This is a genomic window from Serratia sp. CY40230, assembly GCF_052168835.1.
Taxonomy (GTDB): Bacteria; Pseudomonadota; Gammaproteobacteria; order Enterobacterales; family Enterobacteriaceae; genus Serratia; species Serratia nematodiphila.
Genome location: NZ_JBJNLX010000001.1, coordinates 590,664 through 610,705, shown reverse-complemented (window position 1 = coordinate 610,705; position 20,042 = coordinate 590,664). Strand labels below are relative to the sequence as shown.

Here is a 20,042-nt window from a genome sequence, read left to right as displayed (position 1 = left end):
ATGCGGCGTTCAGAGCCGATCGCCAATGCGGGGAGCGCCCCGCTTCGAAATGGATGATCAAGAGGACAGTGCGTTGTCCTTTCCGCTTATTCCACGAGCCAGCAGCACGGCGGCCACGGACAACGCCGCGGCGATCGCCTTGGCGATCAATTGGCCGGCGCTCTCCAGGTGATAGGGCGCAAAGAAGCCGATGTCATTGGTGCCCAGGATCAGCAGCGCGGCGAGCGCCGCAAAACAGGGCAGCTCTATCGCCAGCGCCAGTCTGCCGGTGGGCGCCGCACTCAGGTAACTCATCAAAAAGCCGGGAAAAATCAGCAATCCGATCAGTTCTGCGGGGGCATTTACCGCAGACATCACCTGCTGGTTGTATTTCAGGAGCGCCAGCATCAGCGCGACAAAGATCGGCAGCCGCACAGGCAACGTGGCCGCTCGGTTGGCCGACAAAAAGGTTTTGCCGATCGCAGCGAGCAATACGCAGCCAACCAGGATGCCAAAGAAGGTAAACAGGACTTGTCCCCAGAGGCTGTCCTGCGTCGAAAAGGCAATGAACGTGCCCATCGTGACACTTCCTTATGCAAGGTGATTTCGCGAACTGATGAACGGTAAGCCGTTTACGGAACGTTGAAATCGGATCGCGTGATTGAAGGGATGCTTTTCGCTCAAAGCCGGGAAAGCTCTTCGATCACCGCTTTTTTGGGATTCTTCGGATCGTACTTTATCGCGATGAAATGACCCGGCTGATAACGCGGCAGATCCACGACGCTGATCGGGCCTTTCGCCACGGCCGTATGGTTTTTCCCGTCTTGGGCGATGTACTTGACTTCGACTTCGCAGACCGGCCGATTCCCGTCCCACAGGTTGGTCTGGCGAATGCTGACGATTTGCCCTGAGGCGGAAATACCGTTCTCCATCACGCTGAGGGAAGAACCGATATGTTTGAAATAACCCCAGATATCGACCGTGATGAATTTGAAAAAGCCCACCAGGCTGAGAATGGGAGCCAATAAAATCAAACCGATAACGGTGAAAACATTTTTGGCCTTCGACATGGGAGTCCCTTTACAAGAAGATCGCCAGCGCCTTGGTGCTCAATCGTAAGGCACCGTTGGTCACCAGCGCGCCAAGCTGCGTGAACGTCATGGGATCATTACTGAGCTTGAAATTGGTTTTGCTGATCGACAGCGGGTTGTGCGAGATATCCAGCATCGTGTGTTTCAGGCTGGCTCCTGTCAACGCAAGATTTGAACCGTAAAAGGCGAAGTTGGCCCCGGTCGCCACCCATTTCAAGCCGTGGCAGTTATCTTTCCAGCTCGGTGTCTGCACCGATACGCCGTCCGCGCTGGTGATATTGATCGTTTTCGCCTTGATGGTCAGCGTGCCGGTGATCGTGGTGCTCTGATCGTTTTTGTAGGTCTCGGTGACATCCCCGGTTACGGTGGCGGTTTGGCCGCCGCCTTCAATCGTCAATTCCTGCCCGCCGGCGGTGATGGTGGTGTGCTGCCCGCCGGAGGTGATGTTGACCGTCTGCCCTTGCTTGATGGTGCTGGTCTGTTGCCCCTCGGTAATGTCGAGGGTCTGGTTGCCTTTCACCGTGACATGCTGGGTTTGCGTAATGTTTTGCGTCTGCGCGCCGTCGAGCTTGAAGGACTGATTGCCGGTGATGTCGATTTTATCGCCGCCGTCGATAATCGTCAGGTCGCGGCCGCCTTTGATGTTCACCGTTTGGTGAGCGTTCAGGTTGGCGGTTTCCAGCCCATTGACCGTTGTGGTGCGTTTCGCTTTGTACAGGAACGTGGCGTCGCCGGTGACGGTGTCGTCCTGCTGGCGACCGATGGTGGTGGTGCGACTGCCGTCAATATTGACGTTCTTGTCGTTTTCCACCGTCATGTTCATGTTGCGTTCGGCGTGCATGTCGAAAGATTCGTTGCCGGGCGAGTCTTCCAGGAACAGGAAGCTGGCGTTGTCGACGCCGCCGCCTTTGCTGCGGCTCATAAAGCCCATTTTGGTGGCGTCGCCGGGCAGATCCCACGGAGGCATGCTGTCTTCGTTGTAAACGCGGCCGGTGATGATGGGGCGATCCGGATCGCCGTTGATAAAGTCGACCACCACTTCCTCACCGACGCGCGGGATCTGGATCCCGCCGTATTTCCAGCCGGCCCAGGCGCTGGAGACGCGCACCCAGCAGGAGCTGGTTTCGTTGCCGCTGCCGTGGCGATCCCAACGGAATTTGAGTTTCACCCGGCCATATTTATCGGTCCAGATGCTTTCGCCTTCCGGGCCCACCACTTCGGCAGTTTGCGGGCCATGGGTTTTCGGCCAGGGCGTGGTGCGCGCCGGGCGCCAATTGATATCCGCCGGAACGACCTGAAATTCGGTTCGCTGTTCGCCGACGTCGTTATCGTTGCTGGCGTAGCTATTTTCCTGCATGAAGTAATGTGCGCTGACCACCAGGTAGGTGCGGTTGTCTTCCATACGCGGCGCCTGGGTCAGTTGAAAACGATAGCCGGGCGCAATGCCCTGCGAATTGCCTTCGCCGCTCATCTGCTCATGCTGCGCTTCGAACTCCTGTTGGCGAACCTTGACGTAAAACTGGCCATGGGCGTGATCGGTATAACGGCCGGGCCAGTCGAACACCTCGGCTTTGTCCTGCGCGAATGAGGCGGGATTTTGCCGGGCCTCCAGCAAACGCGCGCGCGGCTTGCGAAAATCGTAGTCATCCAGGCTATACAGGCTGGGCGTGATGGCGTCAGAAACGCTCCAGCTGTTGATGCTGTCTTTGTTTTCCACCAGGCCGCCTTCCGCGAGCTGATAGGGAATGCTGGCGTAGCCGGCGAGTTCCTGATGGGCCGCCGGCGCGTCAGCCAGCACCAGCGTATGGCCGTCTTGCTGGTGCGTGAAATAGTAATAGATGCCTTCGTGTTCCATCAGACGGCTGATGAAATCGAAATCGCTCTCCTGGTACTGCACGCAGTACCCCCAGATGCGGTAGTCGTAACTCAGGCGGTTATCGATTTTCACCTGATACTGCCCCAGCACCTGAGTCAGGATGTCGGGAACGGTCTGTTCCTGGTAGATGCGAAAATCGCGGTTTTGCGTCAGATACCACAGCGTGGGGCGCAGCACGGCGCGGTAGATATAGTAACGGTTGCCGCCGGCTTCTCGTCCGGAGAGGGTCATGCGCGTGATATTGCCGTTGAGATAACGCGGCGCCAACGGATTGCCCCGCAGCTCCAGCGTGATTTTTTGTCCCAGCAGCGATTTCAGATCGAGGCGATTGTCAGGGCTGAGCAGCTCGACGTCGAATTCGAACAGCCCGGCCAGTCTTTCCTCACCGGAAAGGCTTCTGAACAACAGCTGATGGGCGGGCAAAGGTGTGTGCGCAATGATAAGGCGATCCATACTATATCCCCGGTTTAGGCATAGCTACCGCACGAGATTTGACGCGCGATCCCGATGGCGTATCTGTCACGAATTGAGACAGGGGCTGACGAAAGATTTAACAAAGTTTACACAAAGGCACGATTTGTGCAGTCTACAATAGAGCTCTGCATTTGCAAAATAGCCTTGTGGATCAATGCTCAATTCGTTAACTCGCTCACGATCTGGTTTTTTATTATCTAAAACATATAGATACGCGCAGATCTTTTTTTATCCCAAATTATTGGGTAAATGGTAATACCAAATAATAAATCTGTAACACTTAAGTCAACGTGTTTATAAAACAACTCTTTTTTTCCGTGAAAAAAGTCACTGAGTATTTTTTATCCTTACCATTCGTTAGTTAAAGATGATCAAATATATAAATTTACCGAATGTTAATTCGGATGATTCCTATTTGGTGGGCATTCCAGGGCCCACCGACGGGCCTGGGAACATGCGTTTGAACGGTTGAAAATGCAGCGAATGTCGCCGTTAGCGTGGAGAGAAGGCGAAGGAGAGTTGCCCGATAAGCTCGCAGAGCCAGATTAAAGCCGGGTCGCGTTGCGCCTGCCGGCCGGCGATCAGCTCAATGGGGAAAGGCGCGATGGCCAACTCGTCAGGCAGCGGGAGAATGCGTACGCGTTGCGGATCGGAAAAATGCCGGGCCGCGCTGGCGGCCAGCGTGGCGATCAGATCGCTGTCGGCGACCACCGCCGGCAGAGCGGCAATGTGTGAAAAGGTCACGGCAACGCGCCGTTGACCGCCAATTTCCGCCAGACGCCGGTCGACCAACCCTCTGGCAGAGCCGTCGTCTGCCGGTGCGTACAGCCCATGCGGCAGGCTGAGGTAGCGCGCCAGATCCCAGCGGCCATCCGCCAGCTGTGGGTGTGAACGGCTGGCGATACACACCAGATGTTCTTCAAACAACGTGCGCACATAGTGGCTTTCCGCACCGGAAAGGTGCCCTCCCAGCGCGATATCCACCTCGCCGCGATCCAGTTGCCGGTAAATATTGTGGCGATCCAGGCGCGAAACGCGAATATCGATGCCGGGTGCGGTCTGACGCAATCGACTGATGATGGCGGGCAGCAGCAAGATATCGGCATAGTCGCCGGCCGCCAGCGTAAAACGCCGCTGCCCGGCGGTGGCCGGGTCGAAACGGGCAGGGGGCGCCAACGCCAGATGGATCTGTTCAAGCACCCGCTGTATTTGCGGCATCAACTGGTGGGCGCGCGGCGTGGGGGCCATTCCGCCGCCGCTGCGAACAAACAGCGGATCGTTCAGAAGAATGCGCAGCCGCGCCAATGCATTGCTGACGGAAGGTTGCGCGCGGTTAAGACGCCGGCCTGCGGCGGTGACGTTGCGCGTCTGATACAACGCCTCAAACACCACCAGCAAGTTGAGATCGACGCTGGATAAATTCATTTTATGAATACTCTATATACAGATAATCCATTTCCAGAATCATACTGCGTTCTTTAGGCTGGAAGTACACGAATTTAGCCTTCAATCAGGGGAAATGATGAACAAAGTTTTGATCACCGGCATTGAGCCGTTCGAGGGTGATGCGGTGAATCCCTCCTGGCAGATTGCGCAGGCGTTGGCCGGTGAACATATTGCCGGCGCGGAGATTGTGGTGCTCGAGCTACCTTGCGTATTGGGCGTAGCCAATCAGCAGCTGATCGCGGCGATTGAGGCATTGCAGCCGCTGGCGGTGATTTGTCTGGGGCTGGCCGGCGGCCGGGCCGAGATATCCCTGGAACGGGTAGCCATCAATCTGATCGATGCCCGCATTCCCGACAATGCCGGTAAACAGCCGATTGACGTGCCGGTGGTTGCCGGCGGGCCAGTGGGCTATTTCAGTACGCTGCCCGTCAAGGCCGCGGTGCAGCAACTGCGCCGGCAGGGGATCCCCGCGGCGGTCTCTTATACGGCGGGCACCTACAACTGCAACCACATTTTTTATGGTCTGCGTCACTATCTGGAGACGCAGCATTCGCGGGCCAGGGGCGGGTTCGTGCATATTCCGTACAGCCATGAACTGGCGGCAGCGCACCCGGGCAAGCCGAGCATGGCACTGGCGACGATGGTGGAAGCGGTGCGCACTGTCGTTCAGGTGACGCTGACGGTAGAGGAAGATGTGCGATTCGGCGACGGCGCCGTACATTAAAAGCAGAGCGCGGCGTACCACGCCCTGCTACGGGTTATTCGTCGGCGACGCGGATCACCAGTTTTCCGAAGTTTTTACCCTGCAGCAGGCCGATAAACGCCTGCGGCGCCTGCTCCAGCCCGTCGACGATGTCTTCGCGGAACTTGATTTTCCCCTGTTCGACCCAACTGCTCATTTGTTGCAAGAACTCGTCAAAGCGTGAGCCGTAGTCGTCGAAGATGATAAAGCCCTGCATACGGATGCGTTTGCGCAGGATCAGCCCCTCCAGCAGCGGCAAGCGGTCCGGCCCCGCAGGTAACCCGGTGGCATTGTAATGGGCGATGATGCCGCATACCGGAATACGCGCTTTGGTGTTCAACAGCGGCAGTACGGCGTCGAACACCGCCCCGCCGACATTCTCGTAATAGATGTCGATACCCTGTGGGCAGGCGGCGGCCAACCGTTCGGCAAAGTCTGGGGCGCGGTGATCAATACAGGCGTCGAAACCCAACTCTTCCACCACATAGCGGCATTTTTCCGCACCGCCGGCGACGCCGACGACGCGGCAGCCTTTCAGTTTGCCGATTTGGCCGACCACCGAACCAACCGCACCGCTGGCGGCGGCCACCACCAACGTTTCACCCGCCTGCGGTTGGCCGATGTCGAGCAGCCCCATGTATGCGGTAAATCCCGGCATGCCGAGCACGCCCAGCAGGCGGGAAGGGTGCGGCAAATGCGGGCCGAGGTTGCGCAGGCCGCTGCCGTCGGACAGCGCATATTCCTGCCAGCCGTCATACCCCAATACCCAATCGCCGACGTTGAAATCGGGATGCTGTGAGGCCGCCACGCGCGATACCGTACCGCCCACCATCACCTGACCGATCTCCACCGGCGGCGCATAGGAGGGGGCATCGCTCATGCGTCCGCGCATATAAGGATCCAACGACAGATATACGGTGCGCAGCAGCAGTTGGCCGGCGCCGGGTTGCGGTGCGGGGACGGTATCGAGACGGAAGTTCGCGGCTGTCGGTTCGCCGTTCGGACGCGAGGCCAGCAGGAAGCGGCGGTTCTGTTGAGAAGGGGACATCGAAAGCTCCTTTGTGGTGCGGCAAACAAGGTCCGTTAAGCCTAGTGCAGGAGCGCTGAGGCGACGTGACCGAATGTGCTTAGCTCAGAGCGGAACGATCAACACGTCGATATGACTGATATTGATAAAGCGGGCGGCGGAACAGGAGACTTTGTTCATCATGCTGTCTCGGTGATTGCCGCAGAGCAGCAGGTCAAACGGCTGGCGGCGGCTGGCGAATGCCAGGCTGTCACCCAGCTCGCCATGCACGATCAGCGTATCGGCGATAGGGTAGCCGGCGCGTTGGCGCAGTTCTTCCATAAACAGCCGGGTTTCCTCTTCCATCAGCGAGCGCAAATCGCCCAGCATCGGCCCGGCGAAATTATTGTACATTTCCGGATTGGCGAGGGTGCTCAACAGGGTGATGCTGCCGCCGTAGGGGCGAACGATGGAGACGGCCTTTTCCACCAGGCGGTGGCTGTCAGGGGCAACGGCGACGGTGACCAGAACGTTTTGATACCCCATATCCGACTCCTTGTTGTATCCATCGTGTTTCAGGCTGCTGCATCGGCGGCCTTGGTGGAAGTACTGCGTCGGATAAAGGGTAGAACCTGGCGGGGGGAATAAATGTGTTTCATATCACGCGCGGCAATAAAAGCTGAATGTGCCCCGGTTATATAGCAATAAAAGATAAAACCGTTGCCGCACGTAATTTCACTGAATTAAAGCACCTGTGCCCACAGCGTTTTCGGCACCTTGCCCAGATCGAACAATTTACCGGCAACCAGCTCGGCGCGACGGTGGTCGGCGGCACGGTACATATTGCTCATTTCCGTATCGTTTTCAATGGAGTAGTTCAGTTTGTCGTACACCTTCTCCAGGCTGTCCAAAGAGGAGCATTTACGAAATGTCAGCAGATATTCGAGCGTATCGGTCATGATTAAAATATAGCCTGTTAATAGTTAAAGCCGGGTGAATAACACATAGCGACTCACGGCGACGCCGTCGAGGCAGCGATGTACGACCTGACAAAAATCATTTCAATTAGATAAATTGCACTGGGTAATGATGTCGCGCCGCCCGTAGCGGCGCTTTGGTAAATCATAATATGCCAGTGCGCCGTCAGCAATCTCAGCCTGCTGATTAATGGAGAAATAGGGAAAGTCTCAGGGCGGTTGACGGCCGACGCGTCGTCGTTCGTGCTGTGGGCAAGCACAAGGTGCCGTGCCGGGCCTCTTTTGGGTGATTTTTTCACCCGGCCGTGGCGCCGCCGCGGCATTGGGCGATGTTTGTCGCCGCTGCTTGCGTTGAAAAGCCATTTTTTTCGATGAAGAAATATGAACAGTAAAACAAAACTGCGTTTTATTTTATGACAATGAAGTAATGAAAGCCAAAGCCATGTAAATAATCTCTGGGGGGGAGGGGGAATTATCTCGGCGTCAGAAAAAGAAATAAAAAGCATTAAAGTTTTATGAATTGCTGCCGATATAACGTTTTGGGGGAATTTAACTCAAAAAAAGCACTCTTGCATCGTGCTAATACGGAAACATATCGTTACGTCTGTTGGCTTGTTCACTACGCCTGCGAATCATTGATAAGCCATAATCACCTGATGTTGAAAATTAGAACAGCCTCAGGCTGAAGGCTTAAGTCAAATCCGATAGCTAATAACCTCATAGTTTACATTGGTTATTTTTCAGCTTGGATATTTTTTAGTAACTCAAATGGTTATTTATACTGAGTTTGTTGCCTATATGCAGATTTTTGTTCTGTTATTTTGGTTTGGTGATGCTTTTGTTCGAATTGATCTAAAAAAGATAATTTTTTGGCGCATAAACATTGTTTTTAAGACGTTTTTTTACCTATGGCTGTTTTATGAGCAAAATGACGGTCAATAAGTGAGCGTATTTGGGGGTATTTGGCTTAATTATTTTTTATTTTTGTGATATATATCACATTGTATTTAAAATTGCCTCTCACTTACATTGTGTGTGCTAATGGTTCGGGGGTAGAGTTGCGCTGCTTTAGGAATAATCTTATTAAATTTGTAAAAATAGTTTCATGGTGACTAAACACTATCGAAGCAGAATGCTGTACATCCATACACGTTGGTTTACGCTCGTAGCAAATACTGAACAGTGGTCGAATTTAGCGATTGTCGAAAATTATAGCAGTCGTTTTTGAGAGATTAATTTGCCAACTTTGGGAAACAACCCAAGTCACGGGCGATAAAATTTATCACCCAGCGTATGTTTTTAAACATAGTCTGTCGGGATGGGGAATATGGGTACGTCTGAATTACTTAAGCATATTTATGACATCAATCTGTCATATTTACTTTTAGCACAGCGTTTGATCAACGATGAAAAAGCGTCCGCAATGTTTCGCCTGGGTATTGATGAAACCATGGCCGATGCGCTGGCGCAGCTGACTTTGCCGCAAATGGTTAAACTGGCCGAGACCAACCAGCTGGTTTGCCACTTCCGCTTTAACGAAAGCCAGACCATCGAACGCCTGACCAAAGAGTCGCGCGTCGACGATCTGCAACAAATCCATACCGGCATTTTGCTATCAAGCCATTTACTGCAAGAGCTATCGAGTAAAGACGCTAGCCCGACGAAGAAAAGAGCCTGATGATGGTTGAGAAAAGTATCGTTCAAGAAGCCAAGGACATTCAGCTCGCCATGGAGCTGATTTCGCTGGGAGCCCGATTGCAGATGCTGGAGAGTGAAACCCAGCTCAGCCGCGGGCGCTTGATTAAACTTTACAAGGAGTTACGCGGCAGCCCGCCGCCAAAAGGAATGTTACCGTTCTCAACCGACTGGTTTATGACCTGGGAACAAAATATTCACTCGTCGATGTTTTACAACGCTTACCTGTTTTTGATGAAAAGCGGGCAGTGCAGCGGCGTGGAGGCGGTGATCAAAGCCTATCGCCTCTATCTCGAGCAGTGTCCGCAGCAGGCCGGCGAGGCGCCGTTGCTGGCGCTGACCCGTGCCTGGACGCTGGTGCGCTTCGTCGATAGCGGCATGTTGCAGCTTTCCGCCTGCAGCTGCTGCGGCGGCGCATTTATCACCCACGCGCACCAGCCGCTGAATGGTTTCATCTGCAGTTTATGCCAACCCCCATCCCGCGCCGTAAAAAGACGTAAACTTTCGCCGCAACTGGCCGATATTATTCCTCAACTGCTGGACGAGCAGGTCAAACGCGCCATCTGAGCCGCCACGTTGCCGGCTCTCGGCAATGAATACCGACGTGTGATACGCAGGGGCGGCATGCCGCCCCCAGACATGCAGCCTGGTCTGTCGAGCCAGGGCGCGTTTGCCCCACCTTCCATCCACATTGTTAATTTAAGGAATGCGTGTGCTAGTTATTTTGGGTTATCTCGTGGTATTGGGTGCGGTGTTTGGCGGCTACCTGATCGTGGGCGGTCATCTTGGGGCATTGTATCAGCCGGCGGAATTTCTGATTATCGGCGGGGCGGGCGTCGGCGCCTTCATCGTCGGCAACAACGGCAAAGCGATCAAAGCCACGCTGCGCGCGCTGCCGCGGCTGATGCGCCGTTCCAAATACAACAAAGATCTGTATATGGATCTGATGGCGTTGCTGTTCCGTCTGCTGGCCAAATCGCGCCAGCAGGGCATGCTGTCGCTCGAGTTCGATATCGATAATCCGCAAGAAAGTGAAATTTTCTCTAATTATCCGCGCATCCTTGCCGATAACACTCTGGTGGAGTTCATTACCGACTATTTACGGCTGATGGTGAGCGGCAATATGAATGCGTTCGAGATCGAAGCGCTGATGGACGAAGAGATCGAAACCTACGAGCAGGAAAGCGAAGTGCCCGCCGGCAGTCTGGCGATGGTGGGCGACTCCTTGCCGGCGTTCGGCATCGTCGCGGCGGTGATGGGGGTGGTGCACGCCCTGGCTTCGGCTGACCGTCCGGCCGCTGAACTGGGCGCGCTGATCGCTAACGCCATGGTCGGTACTTTCCTCGGCATTTTGCTGGCCTACGGCTTCATCTCGCCGCTGGCGACGTTGCTGCGCCAGAAGAGCGCCGAAAACGTCAAGATGATGCAGTGCATCAAGGTCACGCTGTTGTCGAGCCTGAACGGTTACGCGCCGCAGATCGCAGTCGAGTTCGGCCGTAAAACGCTGTATACCACCGAACGTCCTTCTTTCGTTGAGCTGGAAGAACACGTGCGCCGCGTGAAAGCGCCGGCGCAGCAGGCGACGGAAGAAGAAGAAGCATGAAACAGAATCATCCGGTCGTTCTGGTCAGAAAGCGCAAGTCGCATCATGCCGCCCATCACGGCGGCTCCTGGAAGATCGCTTATGCCGACTTTATGACGGCGATGATGGCGTTTTTCCTGGTGATGTGGCTGCTGGCGATCGCCAGCCCGCAGGAGCTGACGCAAATCGCCGAATATTTCCGTACGCCGCTCAAGGTTGCCCTGACCAGCGGCGACAAGAGCAGTTCCGAGAGCAGCCCCATTCCTGGCGGCGGCGACGATCCCACGCAGCAGCATGGCCTGGTGAAAAAACAGGTCGATTCGCCGGACTCGCGCGCCGAAGAGCTGCGCCTGAACAAGCTGCGCGAAAAGCTGGATGAGTTGATTGAGTCCGATCCGCGCCTGAAGGCGCTGCGTCCGCATCTGCTGATCAACATGATGGACGAAGGGCTGCGCATCCAGATTATCGATAGCCAAAACCGGCCGATGTTCAAAACCGGCAGCGCGCAGGTCGAGAGCTACATGCGCGATATTCTGCGTGCGATAGCGCCGATCCTTAACGACCTGCCGAACAAAATCAGCCTGTCCGGCCACACCGATGACATCCCTTACGCCACCGGCGAGCGCGGCTACAGCAACTGGGAACTGTCGGCCGATCGCGCCAACGCCTCCCGGCGCGAGCTGATCGCCGGCGGCCTGGCGGAAGGCAAGGTGCTGCGGGTGGTGGGCATGGCGGCCACCATGAGCCTGAAACAGCATGGCGCCGATGACGCGATTAACCGTCGCATCACCGTGTTGGTGCTGAACAAGCAAACGCAAGAGGGCATCGAGCACGAAAATGCCGAAAGCAACGCGATGGATATCGCCCAGCCGGACAGCCTGAAGCAGCTGGCGCCGTCGGCGACCGCACCGGCCAGCCAAACGCCGGAACCCTCGGCGACGGTCCCGGAACCGGTGGCGACAACGCCAGGCGCTCCACCGCAGGCATCCCCGGCGATAGCACCGGCCGATCAGGCGCCGGAACCACCGGCGTCCGCACCCGCACCGACTAACCGCGACTCACAGCCAGAGGTGACCCCGTGAGCATGGACATTAGCGATTTTTATCAGACCTTCTTTGATGAGGCAGACGAGTTGCTGGCCGACATGGAGCAACACCTGCTGGAGCTGGATCCGCTGGCCCCCGATATCGAGCCGTTAAACGCCATCTTCCGTGCGGCGCATTCGATCAAGGGCGGCGCGGCGACCTTTGGTTTTTCGGTGCTGCAGGAAACCACCCACCTGCTGGAGAACCTGCTGGACGGTGCAAGACGCCAGGAAATGAGCCTGAGCACCGAAATTATCAACCTGTTTCTGGAAACCAAAGACATTATGCAGGAGCAACTGGACGCCTATAAAACCTCGCAACAGCCTGACGCTGAAAGCTTTGAATACATTTGTCAGGCGCTGCGCCAGCTGGCGTTGGAAGCGCAACAGCAGCAAGAGGCGCCTGCGGCTCAACCGGCCGTTCAGCAGCCTGTCGTTAAGCCATCGGCCGCGCCGGCGGCGAGCGAGGGCGGCATGCGCATCAGCCTGAACGGGCTGAAAGCCAGTGAAATCCCCTTGATGTTGGAAGAGCTGGGCAACCTCGGCGAGGTTAAAGATCCGCATCAGACGGAACACAGTCTGGACGTGACGTTGCTCACCTCCGCCAGTGAAGACGACATCAGCGCCGTGTTGTGCTTCGTGCTGGAACCGGAACAAATCAGCTTCTCGACGCCGACCCAGAGCGAACCGGCCATCGCAGAAGCGAGCTTACCGGAAGTGGCCGCCTTACCGGAGCCTGCGCCGGTCGCGAACGCCGCGCCGCCTGCCGCGAAACCGGCCGAAGCGCCAAAAGCGCGCGCCAAGGCGAGCGAATCCACCAGCATCCGCGTGGCGGTGGAAAAGGTGGATCAGCTGATTAACCTGGTGGGCGAGCTGGTGATCACCCAATCGATGCTGGCGCAACGCTCCGGCACGCTCGATCCGGTGAACCACGGCGATCTGCTGAACAGCATGAGCCAGCTGGAGCGTAACGCGCGCGATCTGCAGGAATCGGTGATGTCGATCCGCATGATGCCGATGGAGTACGTCTTCAGCCGCTACCCGCGGCTGGTGCGCGATCTGGCCGGCAAGCTGAATAAACAGGTGGAGCTGACGCTGCAGGGCAGCTCGACCGAACTGGACAAGAGCCTGATCGAACGCATTATCGATCCGTTGACGCACCTGGTGCGCAACAGCCTCGATCACGGTATCGAAGAGCCGGCTACCCGTATCGCCGCCGGCAAGTCGGCGGTGGGCAATCTGGTGCTGTCGGCCGAACACCAGGGCGGCAACATTTGTATTGAAGTCATCGACGACGGCGCCGGGCTGAACCGCGAAAAAATTCTCGCCAAGGCGGCTTCGCAAGGGCTGGCGGTCAGCGACAGCATGAGCGACGAAGAGGTCGGCATGCTGATCTTTGCGCCGGGCTTCTCCACCGCCGAGCAGGTGACCGACGTTTCCGGCCGCGGCGTCGGCATGGACGTGGTGAAACGGAATATTCAGGAGATGGGCGGCCACGTCGAGATCCGTTCGCAGGCCGGTAAAGGCACCACCATCCGCATCCTGTTGCCGCTGACGCTGGCGATCCTCGACGGCATGTCGGTCAAGGTGAACGACGAAGTCTTTATCCTGCCGCTGAACGCGGTGATGGAATCGCTGCAGCCGCAGGCGGAAGATCTGCATCCGCTGGCCGGCGGCGAACGCGTGCTGCAGGTGCGCGGCGAATACCTGCCGCTGGTGGAGCTGTATCGGGTATTCGAAGTGGACGGCGCCAAAACCGACGCCACGCAGGGCATCGTCGTTATCCTGCAAAGCGCCGGCCGCCGCTATGCGTTGCTGGTAGATCAGCTGATTGGCCAGCATCAGGTGGTGGTGAAGAATCTGGAAAGCAACTACCGCAAAGTGCCGGGCATCTCCGCCGCGACCATTCTGGGCGACGGCAGCGTGGCCTTGATCGTCGATGTCTCGGCGTTGCAAACCTTGAACCGTGAAAAGCGTCTGACGGACGCCGCCGCATAATAATGAGTTTATTGATTTAAAAGGTGAATGATATGGCAGGATTGGCAGCCGTCAGCAAATTGGCTGGCGAAACGGTAGGGCAAGAGTTTCTGATTTTTACCCTGGGCAACGAGGAGTACGGTATCGACATCCTCAAGGTGCAGGAAATTCGCGGCTACGATCAGGTGACCCGCATCGCCAACACCCCGGCGTTCATCAAGGGCGTCACCAACCTGCGCGGCGTGATTGTTCCTATCATCGATCTGCGGGTGAAATTTTCGCAGCAGAGCGTTTCCTACGATGAAAACACCGTGGTGATCGTGCTGAACTTTGGCCAGCGCGTGGTGGGCATCGTGGTTGACGGCGTCTCCGACGTGCTGTCGCTCACCGCCGATCAGATCCGTCCGGCGCCGGAGTTCGCGGTGACCCTGGCGACCGAATATCTCACCGGCCTCGGTTCGCTGGGCGAACGCATGCTGATCCTGGTGGATATCGAAAAGCTGCTGAGCAGCGAAGAGATGTCGCTGGTCGACAGCGTGGCGAAAAGCGTCTGATTTCAGACTCAAGGGGCGGGGCGCCGCCTCCTTTAATCTTCACTTTCCCTGATCTGTCGCGATGGCCTCAGCCGCGCTCGGAACCCCCACTAAAAATAGTTACTTTCCCGCATAAAGTTTTGCCGCACGGCGCCGATAACTCTCACATTCAACGTCATCAGAGCCTGTCTGCGCGGGCTTCAACAAGGGAAATCATGTTAAATCGTATGAAGGTGGTCACCAGCCTGTTGCTGGTGTTGGTGCTGTTTGGCGCCTTGCAGTTGATTTCGGGCGGACTCTTTTTCTCCTCGCTGAAAAGCGATAAGGAAAACTTTACCGTCCTGCAAACGATCCGCCAGCAGCAGCTGCAGCTGAGTGAAAGCCGCGTTGACCTGCTGCAGGCGCGCAACTCCCTGAACCGCGCCGGTATCCGCTACATGATGGATACCAACAAGATCGGCAGCGGCGCCACCATTGATGAACTGCTGGCCAAGGCGAAGGAAGAGCTGGGTGAAGCGGAAAGACACTACGCCGCGTACGAGAAAATTCCTCAGGACCCGCGCCAGGATCCTCAGTCGGCGGAACGCCTCAAGCAGCAGTACGATGTGCTGTACGGCGCGCTCTCCGAGCTGATCCAACTGCTGGGCGAAGGCAAGATCAACGCCTTCTTCGATCAGCCTACGCAGAGTTACCAGGACAACTTTGAGCAGAGCTACAACGTTTACCTGGAGCAAAACGGCAAGCTGTACCAAATCGCGGTCGACGGCAGCAACAGCTCCTACAACTCGGCCATTTGGACGCTGATCGTGGTGCTGGTGGTGGTGCTGGCGGTGATCGTACTGGCCTGGACCGGTATCCATCACATCCTGGTGCGTCCGCTGAATCGCATGATCGACCACATCAAACAGATCGCCGCCGGCGACCTGACTCAGCAGATCGTCGTCACCAGCCGCAACGAAATGGGCGTGCTGGCAGCCAGCCTGAAACACATGCAAAGCGAGCTGATCGAAACCGTCAGCGGCGTGCGTCAGGGCGCAGACGCCATCTACAGCGGCGCGTCTGAAATCGCCGCGGGCAACAACGATCTCTCCTCCCGCACCGAGCAGCAGGCCGCTTCGCTGGAAGAGACCGCCGCCAGCATGGAGCAATTGACCGCGACGGTGAAACAGAACGCCGAAAACGCCCGTCAGGCTTCACAGCTGGCGCTGAGCGCCTCCGAAACCGCGCAGAAAGGCGGCAAGGTGGTGGCCAACGTGGTGCAGACCATGCACGACATCGCCGGCAGCTCGCAGAAGATCGCCGATATTACCGGCGTGATCGACGGTATCGCCTTCCAGACCAACATCCTGGCGTTGAACGCCGCAGTGGAAGCGGCGCGCGCCGGCGAACAGGGCCGCGGCTTCGCGGTGGTGGCCGGTGAAGTGCGCAACCTGGCGCAGCGCAGCGCGCAGGCGGCGAAAGAGATCAAAGGCCTGATCGAAGACTCGGTCAGCCGCGTCGATATGGGCTCCGTGCTGGTGGAAAGCGCCGGGGAAACCATGGGCGACATCGTCAACGCCGTCACCCGCGTGACCGACATCATGGGCGAAATCGCTTCTGCTTCCGACGAGCAGAGCCGCGGTATCGATCAGGTTGGCCAGGCGGTGGCGGAAATGGACCGCGTGACCCAGCAGAACGCCTCGTTGGTGGAAGAATCCGCCTCGGCGGCGGCGGCGCTGGAAGAACAGGCCAGCATGCTGACCCAGTCGGTAGCGGTATTCCGCCTGAGGTCGGAAGGCCAGGAAGAGTTTAAAGCGCCTGTCACCAGCAAGGCGCCGGTAACACCGGTAATCAATCATAAGAAAATGAACGCCAGCGATCTGCAGGATAACTGGGAAACGTTCTGACCGGTATCGGGCCTCTCTCGCAGAGGCCCTTTTCCCTACGTAGGCCGGTCGCCGGCCGGCTGCAAGGAGGTTCACAGTGTTTAACCGAATCCGTATCTCTACCAGCTTGTTCCTGTTGTTGATGACCTTCTGCGTTCTGCAGTTGGCCAGCAGCGGCCTGTCGTATTCCGCGTTTCGCTCCGATAACCACAACCTCGACATCATCACCCTCGGCAGCCAGCAGCGCGATTCGCTCAGCCTGAGCTGGGTGTCGCTGTTGCAGGCGCGCAATACGCTGAACCGCGCCGGCACCCGCGCGGCGCTGAAACTGCCGCAGGAGCAGGTGAACGAATTGATGAGCAGCGCCCGCAGTTCGCTGCAGAAGGCCGATCTCTATTTCAATCAGTTTATGGCGGTTGAACGCAGCAGTGAACAGCAGAACCAGCAGACGGCTACCACCAAGGCCAGCTACGAGCGGCTGCGCGGCGCGCTGCGTGAGCTGATCGGTTTCCTGGAAAAGGGCGAGCTGCAGGCGTTTATGGATCAGCCGACGCAGAAAACCCAGGACCTGTTTGAGGCTGACTTCGTGCAGTACCTGCAGTTGGTCAACGGTGACATCAGCGAGGCTCGAGACGCCAACCAATTCTCCTTCACGCTGGCGGGCCTGATGCTGGCGGGGGCGGTCTTGATGCTGATCGTGGTGACCGGCAGCGCCATGTGGTGGTTGCGCACCATGTTGGTACAGCCGCTGAACCAAATCCGCAGCCACTTTGAACGCATCGCCGCCGGCGATTTGGCGACGCCGATTCAGGTGTATGGCCGCAATGAAATCAGCATGTTGTTCGCCAGCCTGCAACGCACGCAGCAGTCACTGATCGGTACCGTCGGCGCGGTGCGCGACGGTGCGGAGTCGATTCTGATCGGCCTGCAGGAGATCGCCGAAGGCAATAACGATCTCTCTTCCCGTACCGAGCAGCAGGCCGCTTCGCTGGAAGAAACCGCCGCCAGCATGGAACAGCTGACCGCGACGGTGAAACAGAACGCCGACAATGCGCGGCAGGCCTCTCAGCTGGCGCGCGACGCTTCGGCCACTGCGGCCAAGGGCGGCGAACTGGCCGGGGACGTGGTCACCACCATGCACGATATCGCCAACAGTTCGCAGAAAATCGGCGCCATCACCAGCGTGATCGACGGCATCGCCTTCCAGACCAACATTCTGGCGCTCAATGCGGCGGTGGAAGCGGCGCGCGCCGGTGAACAGGGGCGCGGTTTCGCCGTGGTCGCCGGTGAAGTGCGCAATCTGGCGAGCCGCAGCGCGCAGGCGGCGAAAGAGATCAAGGTGCTGATCGACGAATCGGTCAGCCGTGTCAAACACGGCTCGGTGCTGGTGGAAAATTCCGGCGCCACCATGCAGGACATCGTGCGTTCGGTGACGCGCGTCACCGACATCATGGGCGAGATCGCGTCGGCTTCGGATGAACAGAGCCGCGGCATCGAGCAGGTGACGCAGGCGGTGACCCAGATGGATCAGGTTACCCAGCAGAACGCCGCGCTGGTGGAAGAATCCGCCTCTGCCGCCACCGCGCTGGAAGAGCAGGCTATTACCCTGGCCGACGCGGTCGCGGTATTCCGTCTGGCGGACGATAACTTCGTCGCGCCAGGTAACAGCAACAACGCAGTTTCACCCGTGGTAAAGGAAGCCCAAGATTGTCAAACCGCATAAGCAGCACGTTTTACTCCGGTGAGGCGGCATGAAACAGGCGCCGTCAACTTCTAACCGGGATACTGCGTCGATGTTGACGCAAATGGTGCAGCGCCTGCCGCTGTCGGACGTGCATTTTCGCCGTATCAGCCAGTTGATTTATCAACGCGCCGGCATCGTGCTGGCGGAGCATAAGCGCGAGATGGTTTACAACCGTCTGGTGCGCCGGTTGCGGCTGCTGGGATTGCACGATTTCGGCGATTATCTGGCGCTGCTGGAAAGCGATCCGAACAGCGCGGAGTGGCAGGCGTTCATCAACGCGCTGACCACCAACCTGACGGCATTTTTCCGCGAGGCGCATCACTTCCCGATCCTGGCGGAGCATGCGCGCTCGCGGCCGAACGGCTACAGCGTCTGGAGCACCGCGGCCTCGACCGGCGAAGAGCCGTATTCGATCGCCATCACGCTGAGCGATGCCCTGGGGCAGCGTGCCGGCAGTTGCCAGGTCTGGGCCAGCGACATCGATACGCAGGTGCTGGAAAAAGCGGAGGCGGGCGTTTACCGCCAGGAAGATCTGCGCACCCTGACGCCGACCCAAATGCAGCGCTATTTTCTGCGCGGCACCGGTCCGCATCAGGGGCTGGTGCGCGTGCGGCCGGAGTTGGCGGCGCGAGTGAACTTTCAGCCGCTGAATCTGCTGGCGCCGGAGTGGGCGCTGCCGGGGCAATTCGACGCCATTTTTTGCCGCAACGTCATGATCTATTTCGATAAGGCGACGCAGGAGCGCATCCTGCGCCGCTTCGTTCCCTTGCTTAAGCCGGGGGGGCTGATGTTCGCCGGCCACTCCGAGAATTTCAGCCAGATCAGCCGGGATTTCTACTTGCGTGGGCAGACCGTGTATGGGCTGACCAAGGAGAGGTAATGAGTAAAATCAGAGTGTTATGCGTAGACGATTCGGCACTGATGCGCCAGCTGATGACGGAAATCGTGAACGGCCATCCCGACATGGAAATGGTGGCGACCGCGCCGGATCCGCTGGTGGCGCGCGATCTGATCAAAAAATTTAATCCTCAGGTGCTGACGCTGGACGTCGAGATGCCGCGCATGGACGGGCTGGATTTCCTCGAGAAGCTGATGCGCCTGCGGCCGATGCCGGTGGTGATGGTCTCTTCGCTGACCGGCAAAGGCTCGGAAATCACGCTGCGCGCGCTGGAACTGGGCGCGGTGGATTTCGTCACCAAACCGCAACTCGGCATTCGCGAGGGCATGTTGGCCTACAGCGAGCTGATTGCCGAGAAGATCCGCACTGCGGCCAGAGCGCGCCTGCCTCAGCGCTCCAGCAGCCCGGCGCCGGCGATCCTCAGCCATGCGCCGCTGCTGAGCAGTGAAAAATTGATCGCCATCGGCGCCTCCACCGGCGGCACCGAAGCGATCCGCCAGGTGCTGCAGCCGCTGCCGGCCACCAGTCCGGCGCTGCTGATCACCCAGCACATGCCGCCGGGTTTCACCCGTTCGTTCGCCGAGCGGCTAAACAAGCTGTGCCAGATCACGGTGAAAGAAGCGGAGGACGGCGAGCGCGTGCTGCCGGGCCACGCCTATATCGCGCCGGGGGACCGCCATCTGGAGCTGACGCGCAGCGGCGCCAACTATCAGGTGAAGCTGCATGACGGCCCGGCGGTCAACCGCCATCGCCCCTCGGTCGACGTGCTGTTCCGCTCGGTGGCGCAATACGCCGGCCGCAATGCGGTGGGGGTGATCCTCACCGGCATGGGCAACGACGGCGCGGCGGGGATGCTGGAGATGCATCGCGCCGGGGCCTATACCCTGGCGCAGAACGAGGCGAGCTGCGTGGTGTTCGGCATGCCGCGCGAGGCGATCGCCAGCGGCGGCGTCAGCGAAGTGGTCGAGCTGGACAGAATGAGCCAGCGCATGCTGGCGCAGATCGCCGGCGGCCAGGCATTGCGCATTTGATTTCAGTCCGCAGGGTCTTCCCGGCGGCGATATGACCCAGGT

The 20,042-nt window shown here is 58.0% G+C and carries 18 protein-coding genes; 11 read left to right on the top strand and 7 right to left on the bottom strand.

The window, feature by feature from the left end:
• Positions 1–57: 57 nt before the first annotated feature.
• The 4 genes from ACJ8IJ_RS02905 to ACJ8IJ_RS02890 form a co-directional block, all read right to left on the bottom strand.
• Positions 58–558 carry a hypothetical protein gene (locus ACJ8IJ_RS02905; protein WP_442518245.1) on the bottom strand — a complete coding sequence of 167 codons (501 nt, stop codon included), beginning with the start codon at positions 556–558 and terminating at the stop codon, positions 58–60.
• 101 nt (positions 559–659) lie between these two features.
• Positions 660–1,049 carry a DUF3592 domain-containing protein gene (locus tag ACJ8IJ_RS02900; RefSeq protein WP_004934914.1) on the bottom strand — a complete coding sequence of 130 codons (390 nt, stop codon included), beginning with the start codon at positions 1,047–1,049 and terminating at the stop codon, positions 660–662.
• Between the two features lie 10 nt (positions 1,050–1,059).
• The gene (locus ACJ8IJ_RS02895) at positions 1,060–3,399 is read right to left on the bottom strand and encodes a type VI secretion system Vgr family protein (RefSeq protein WP_442518244.1); all 2,340 of its coding nucleotides are present in this window, start codon (positions 3,397–3,399) and stop codon (positions 1,060–1,062) included.
• A gap of 513 nt (positions 3,400–3,912) precedes the next feature.
• Complete coding sequence (locus ACJ8IJ_RS02890) at positions 3,913–4,845, bottom strand: LysR family transcriptional regulator (protein WP_004934907.1); 933 nt, start codon at positions 4,843–4,845, stop codon at positions 3,913–3,915.
• Positions 4,846–4,942: 97 nt separating this feature from the next.
• Between ACJ8IJ_RS02890 and pcp the strand changes: the two genes are divergently transcribed.
• Entirely contained in the window at positions 4,943–5,590 is a 648-nt protein-coding gene (gene pcp / locus ACJ8IJ_RS02885; protein ID WP_280598360.1) for a pyroglutamyl-peptidase I, read from the top strand.
• A gap of 34 nt (positions 5,591–5,624) precedes the next feature.
• Here the strand turns inward: pcp and ACJ8IJ_RS02880 are convergent, their stop codons facing one another.
• The 3 genes from ACJ8IJ_RS02880 to ydgT form a co-directional block, all read right to left on the bottom strand.
• On the bottom strand, positions 5,625–6,656 hold the full coding sequence (locus ACJ8IJ_RS02880) for an NADP-dependent oxidoreductase (RefSeq protein ID WP_015378268.1): 1,032 nt from the start codon (positions 6,654–6,656) through the stop codon (positions 5,625–5,627).
• Between the two features lie 84 nt (positions 6,657–6,740).
• Positions 6,741–7,160, bottom strand: a complete 420-nt coding sequence (gene uspC, locus ACJ8IJ_RS02875) for a universal stress protein UspC (protein ID WP_016927278.1) — start codon at positions 7,158–7,160, stop codon at positions 6,741–6,743.
• Between the two features lie 197 nt (positions 7,161–7,357).
• Positions 7,358–7,573: a transcription modulator YdgT gene (gene ydgT / locus ACJ8IJ_RS02870; RefSeq protein ID WP_004934895.1), complete on the bottom strand. Its 216-nt coding sequence runs from the start codon at positions 7,571–7,573 to the stop codon at positions 7,358–7,360.
• 1,345 nt (positions 7,574–8,918) lie between these two features.
• Between ydgT and flhD the strand changes: the two genes are divergently transcribed.
• The 10 genes from flhD to ACJ8IJ_RS02820 all read left to right on the top strand — a co-directional run bounded on the left by flhD (position 8,919) and on the right by ACJ8IJ_RS02820 (position 20,000).
• Positions 8,919–9,269: a flagellar transcriptional regulator FlhD gene (gene flhD / locus ACJ8IJ_RS02865; protein ID WP_004934891.1), complete on the top strand. Its 351-nt coding sequence runs from the start codon at positions 8,919–8,921 to the stop codon at positions 9,267–9,269.
• The gene (flhC, locus tag ACJ8IJ_RS02860) at positions 9,269–9,853 is read left to right on the top strand and encodes a flagellar transcriptional regulator FlhC (protein ID WP_016927281.1); all 585 of its coding nucleotides are present in this window, start codon (positions 9,269–9,271) and stop codon (positions 9,851–9,853) included. The genes flhD and flhC overlap by 1 nt, the downstream gene beginning before the upstream one ends.
• A 145-nt stretch (positions 9,854–9,998) precedes the next feature.
• Positions 9,999–10,889, top strand: coding sequence for a flagellar motor stator protein MotA (gene motA, locus ACJ8IJ_RS02855; RefSeq protein WP_015378266.1), 891 nt, complete (start codon positions 9,999–10,001; stop codon positions 10,887–10,889).
• Complete coding sequence (motB, locus tag ACJ8IJ_RS02850; RefSeq protein WP_325961731.1) at positions 10,886–11,950, top strand: flagellar motor protein MotB; 1,065 nt, start codon at positions 10,886–10,888, stop codon at positions 11,948–11,950. The genes motA and motB overlap by 4 nt, the downstream gene beginning before the upstream one ends.
• Positions 11,947–13,950 carry a chemotaxis protein CheA gene (gene cheA / locus ACJ8IJ_RS02845; protein ID WP_325961732.1) on the top strand — a complete coding sequence of 668 codons (2,004 nt, stop codon included), beginning with the start codon at positions 11,947–11,949 and terminating at the stop codon, positions 13,948–13,950. Before motB ends, cheA begins: the two co-directional genes overlap by 4 nt.
• Positions 13,951–13,982: 32 nt before the next feature.
• Entirely contained in the window at positions 13,983–14,483 is a 501-nt protein-coding gene (gene cheW / locus ACJ8IJ_RS02840) for a chemotaxis protein CheW (RefSeq protein ID WP_004934876.1), read from the top strand.
• Positions 14,484–14,677: 194 nt separating this feature from the next.
• Positions 14,678–16,348, top strand: coding sequence for a methyl-accepting chemotaxis protein (locus ACJ8IJ_RS02835; protein WP_442518243.1), 1,671 nt, complete (start codon positions 14,678–14,680; stop codon positions 16,346–16,348).
• 76 nt (positions 16,349–16,424) lie between these two features.
• Positions 16,425–18,050 carry a methyl-accepting chemotaxis protein gene (locus ACJ8IJ_RS02830; RefSeq protein ID WP_004934871.1) on the top strand — a complete coding sequence of 542 codons (1,626 nt, stop codon included), beginning with the start codon at positions 16,425–16,427 and terminating at the stop codon, positions 18,048–18,050.
• Between the two features lie 28 nt (positions 18,051–18,078).
• A complete protein-coding gene (gene cheR / locus ACJ8IJ_RS02825) occupies positions 18,079–18,951 on the top strand; it encodes a protein-glutamate O-methyltransferase CheR (RefSeq protein ID WP_025159837.1) in 873 nt (290 codons plus the stop codon).
• Positions 18,951–20,000 (top strand): protein-glutamate methylesterase/protein-glutamine glutaminase, encoded by a 1,050-nt coding sequence (locus ACJ8IJ_RS02820; protein WP_004934865.1) that lies wholly within the window; start codon positions 18,951–18,953, stop codon positions 19,998–20,000. Before cheR ends, ACJ8IJ_RS02820 begins: the two co-directional genes overlap by 1 nt.
• Positions 20,001–20,042: the final 42 nt, after the last annotated feature.

Bases quoted from the DNA above. Each gene is read 5' to 3' on its own strand.
- ACJ8IJ_RS02905 (WP_442518245.1), bottom strand. From the start codon at position 558: ATGGGCACGTTCATTGCCTTTTCGACGCAGGACAGCCTCTGGGGACAA.
- ACJ8IJ_RS02900 (WP_004934914.1), bottom strand. From the start codon at position 1,049: ATGTCGAAGGCCAAAAATGTTTTCACCGTTATCGGTTTGATTTTATTG.
- ACJ8IJ_RS02895 (WP_442518244.1), bottom strand. From the start codon at position 3,399: ATGGATCGCCTTATCATTGCGCACACACCTTTGCCCGCCCATCAGCTG.
- ACJ8IJ_RS02890 (WP_004934907.1), bottom strand. From the start codon at position 4,845: ATGAATTTATCCAGCGTCGATCTCAACTTGCTGGTGGTGTTTGAGGCG.
- pcp (WP_280598360.1), top strand. From the start codon at position 4,943: ATGAACAAAGTTTTGATCACCGGCATTGAGCCGTTCGAGGGTGATGCG.
- ACJ8IJ_RS02880 (WP_015378268.1), bottom strand. From the start codon at position 6,656: ATGTCCCCTTCTCAACAGAACCGCCGCTTCCTGCTGGCCTCGCGTCCG.
- uspC (WP_016927278.1), bottom strand. From the start codon at position 7,160: ATGGGGTATCAAAACGTTCTGGTCACCGTCGCCGTTGCCCCTGACAGC.
- ydgT (WP_004934895.1), bottom strand. From the start codon at position 7,573: ATGACCGATACGCTCGAATATCTGCTGACATTTCGTAAATGCTCCTCT.
- flhD (WP_004934891.1), top strand. From the start codon at position 8,919: ATGGGTACGTCTGAATTACTTAAGCATATTTATGACATCAATCTGTCA.
- flhC (WP_016927281.1), top strand. From the start codon at position 9,269: ATGATGGTTGAGAAAAGTATCGTTCAAGAAGCCAAGGACATTCAGCTC.
- motB (WP_325961731.1), top strand. From the start codon at position 10,886: ATGAAACAGAATCATCCGGTCGTTCTGGTCAGAAAGCGCAAGTCGCAT.
- cheW (WP_004934876.1), top strand. From the start codon at position 13,983: ATGGCAGGATTGGCAGCCGTCAGCAAATTGGCTGGCGAAACGGTAGGG.
- ACJ8IJ_RS02835 (WP_442518243.1), top strand. From the start codon at position 14,678: ATGTTAAATCGTATGAAGGTGGTCACCAGCCTGTTGCTGGTGTTGGTG.
- cheR (WP_025159837.1), top strand. From the start codon at position 18,079: ATGAAACAGGCGCCGTCAACTTCTAACCGGGATACTGCGTCGATGTTG.
- ACJ8IJ_RS02820 (WP_004934865.1), top strand. From the start codon at position 18,951: ATGAGTAAAATCAGAGTGTTATGCGTAGACGATTCGGCACTGATGCGC.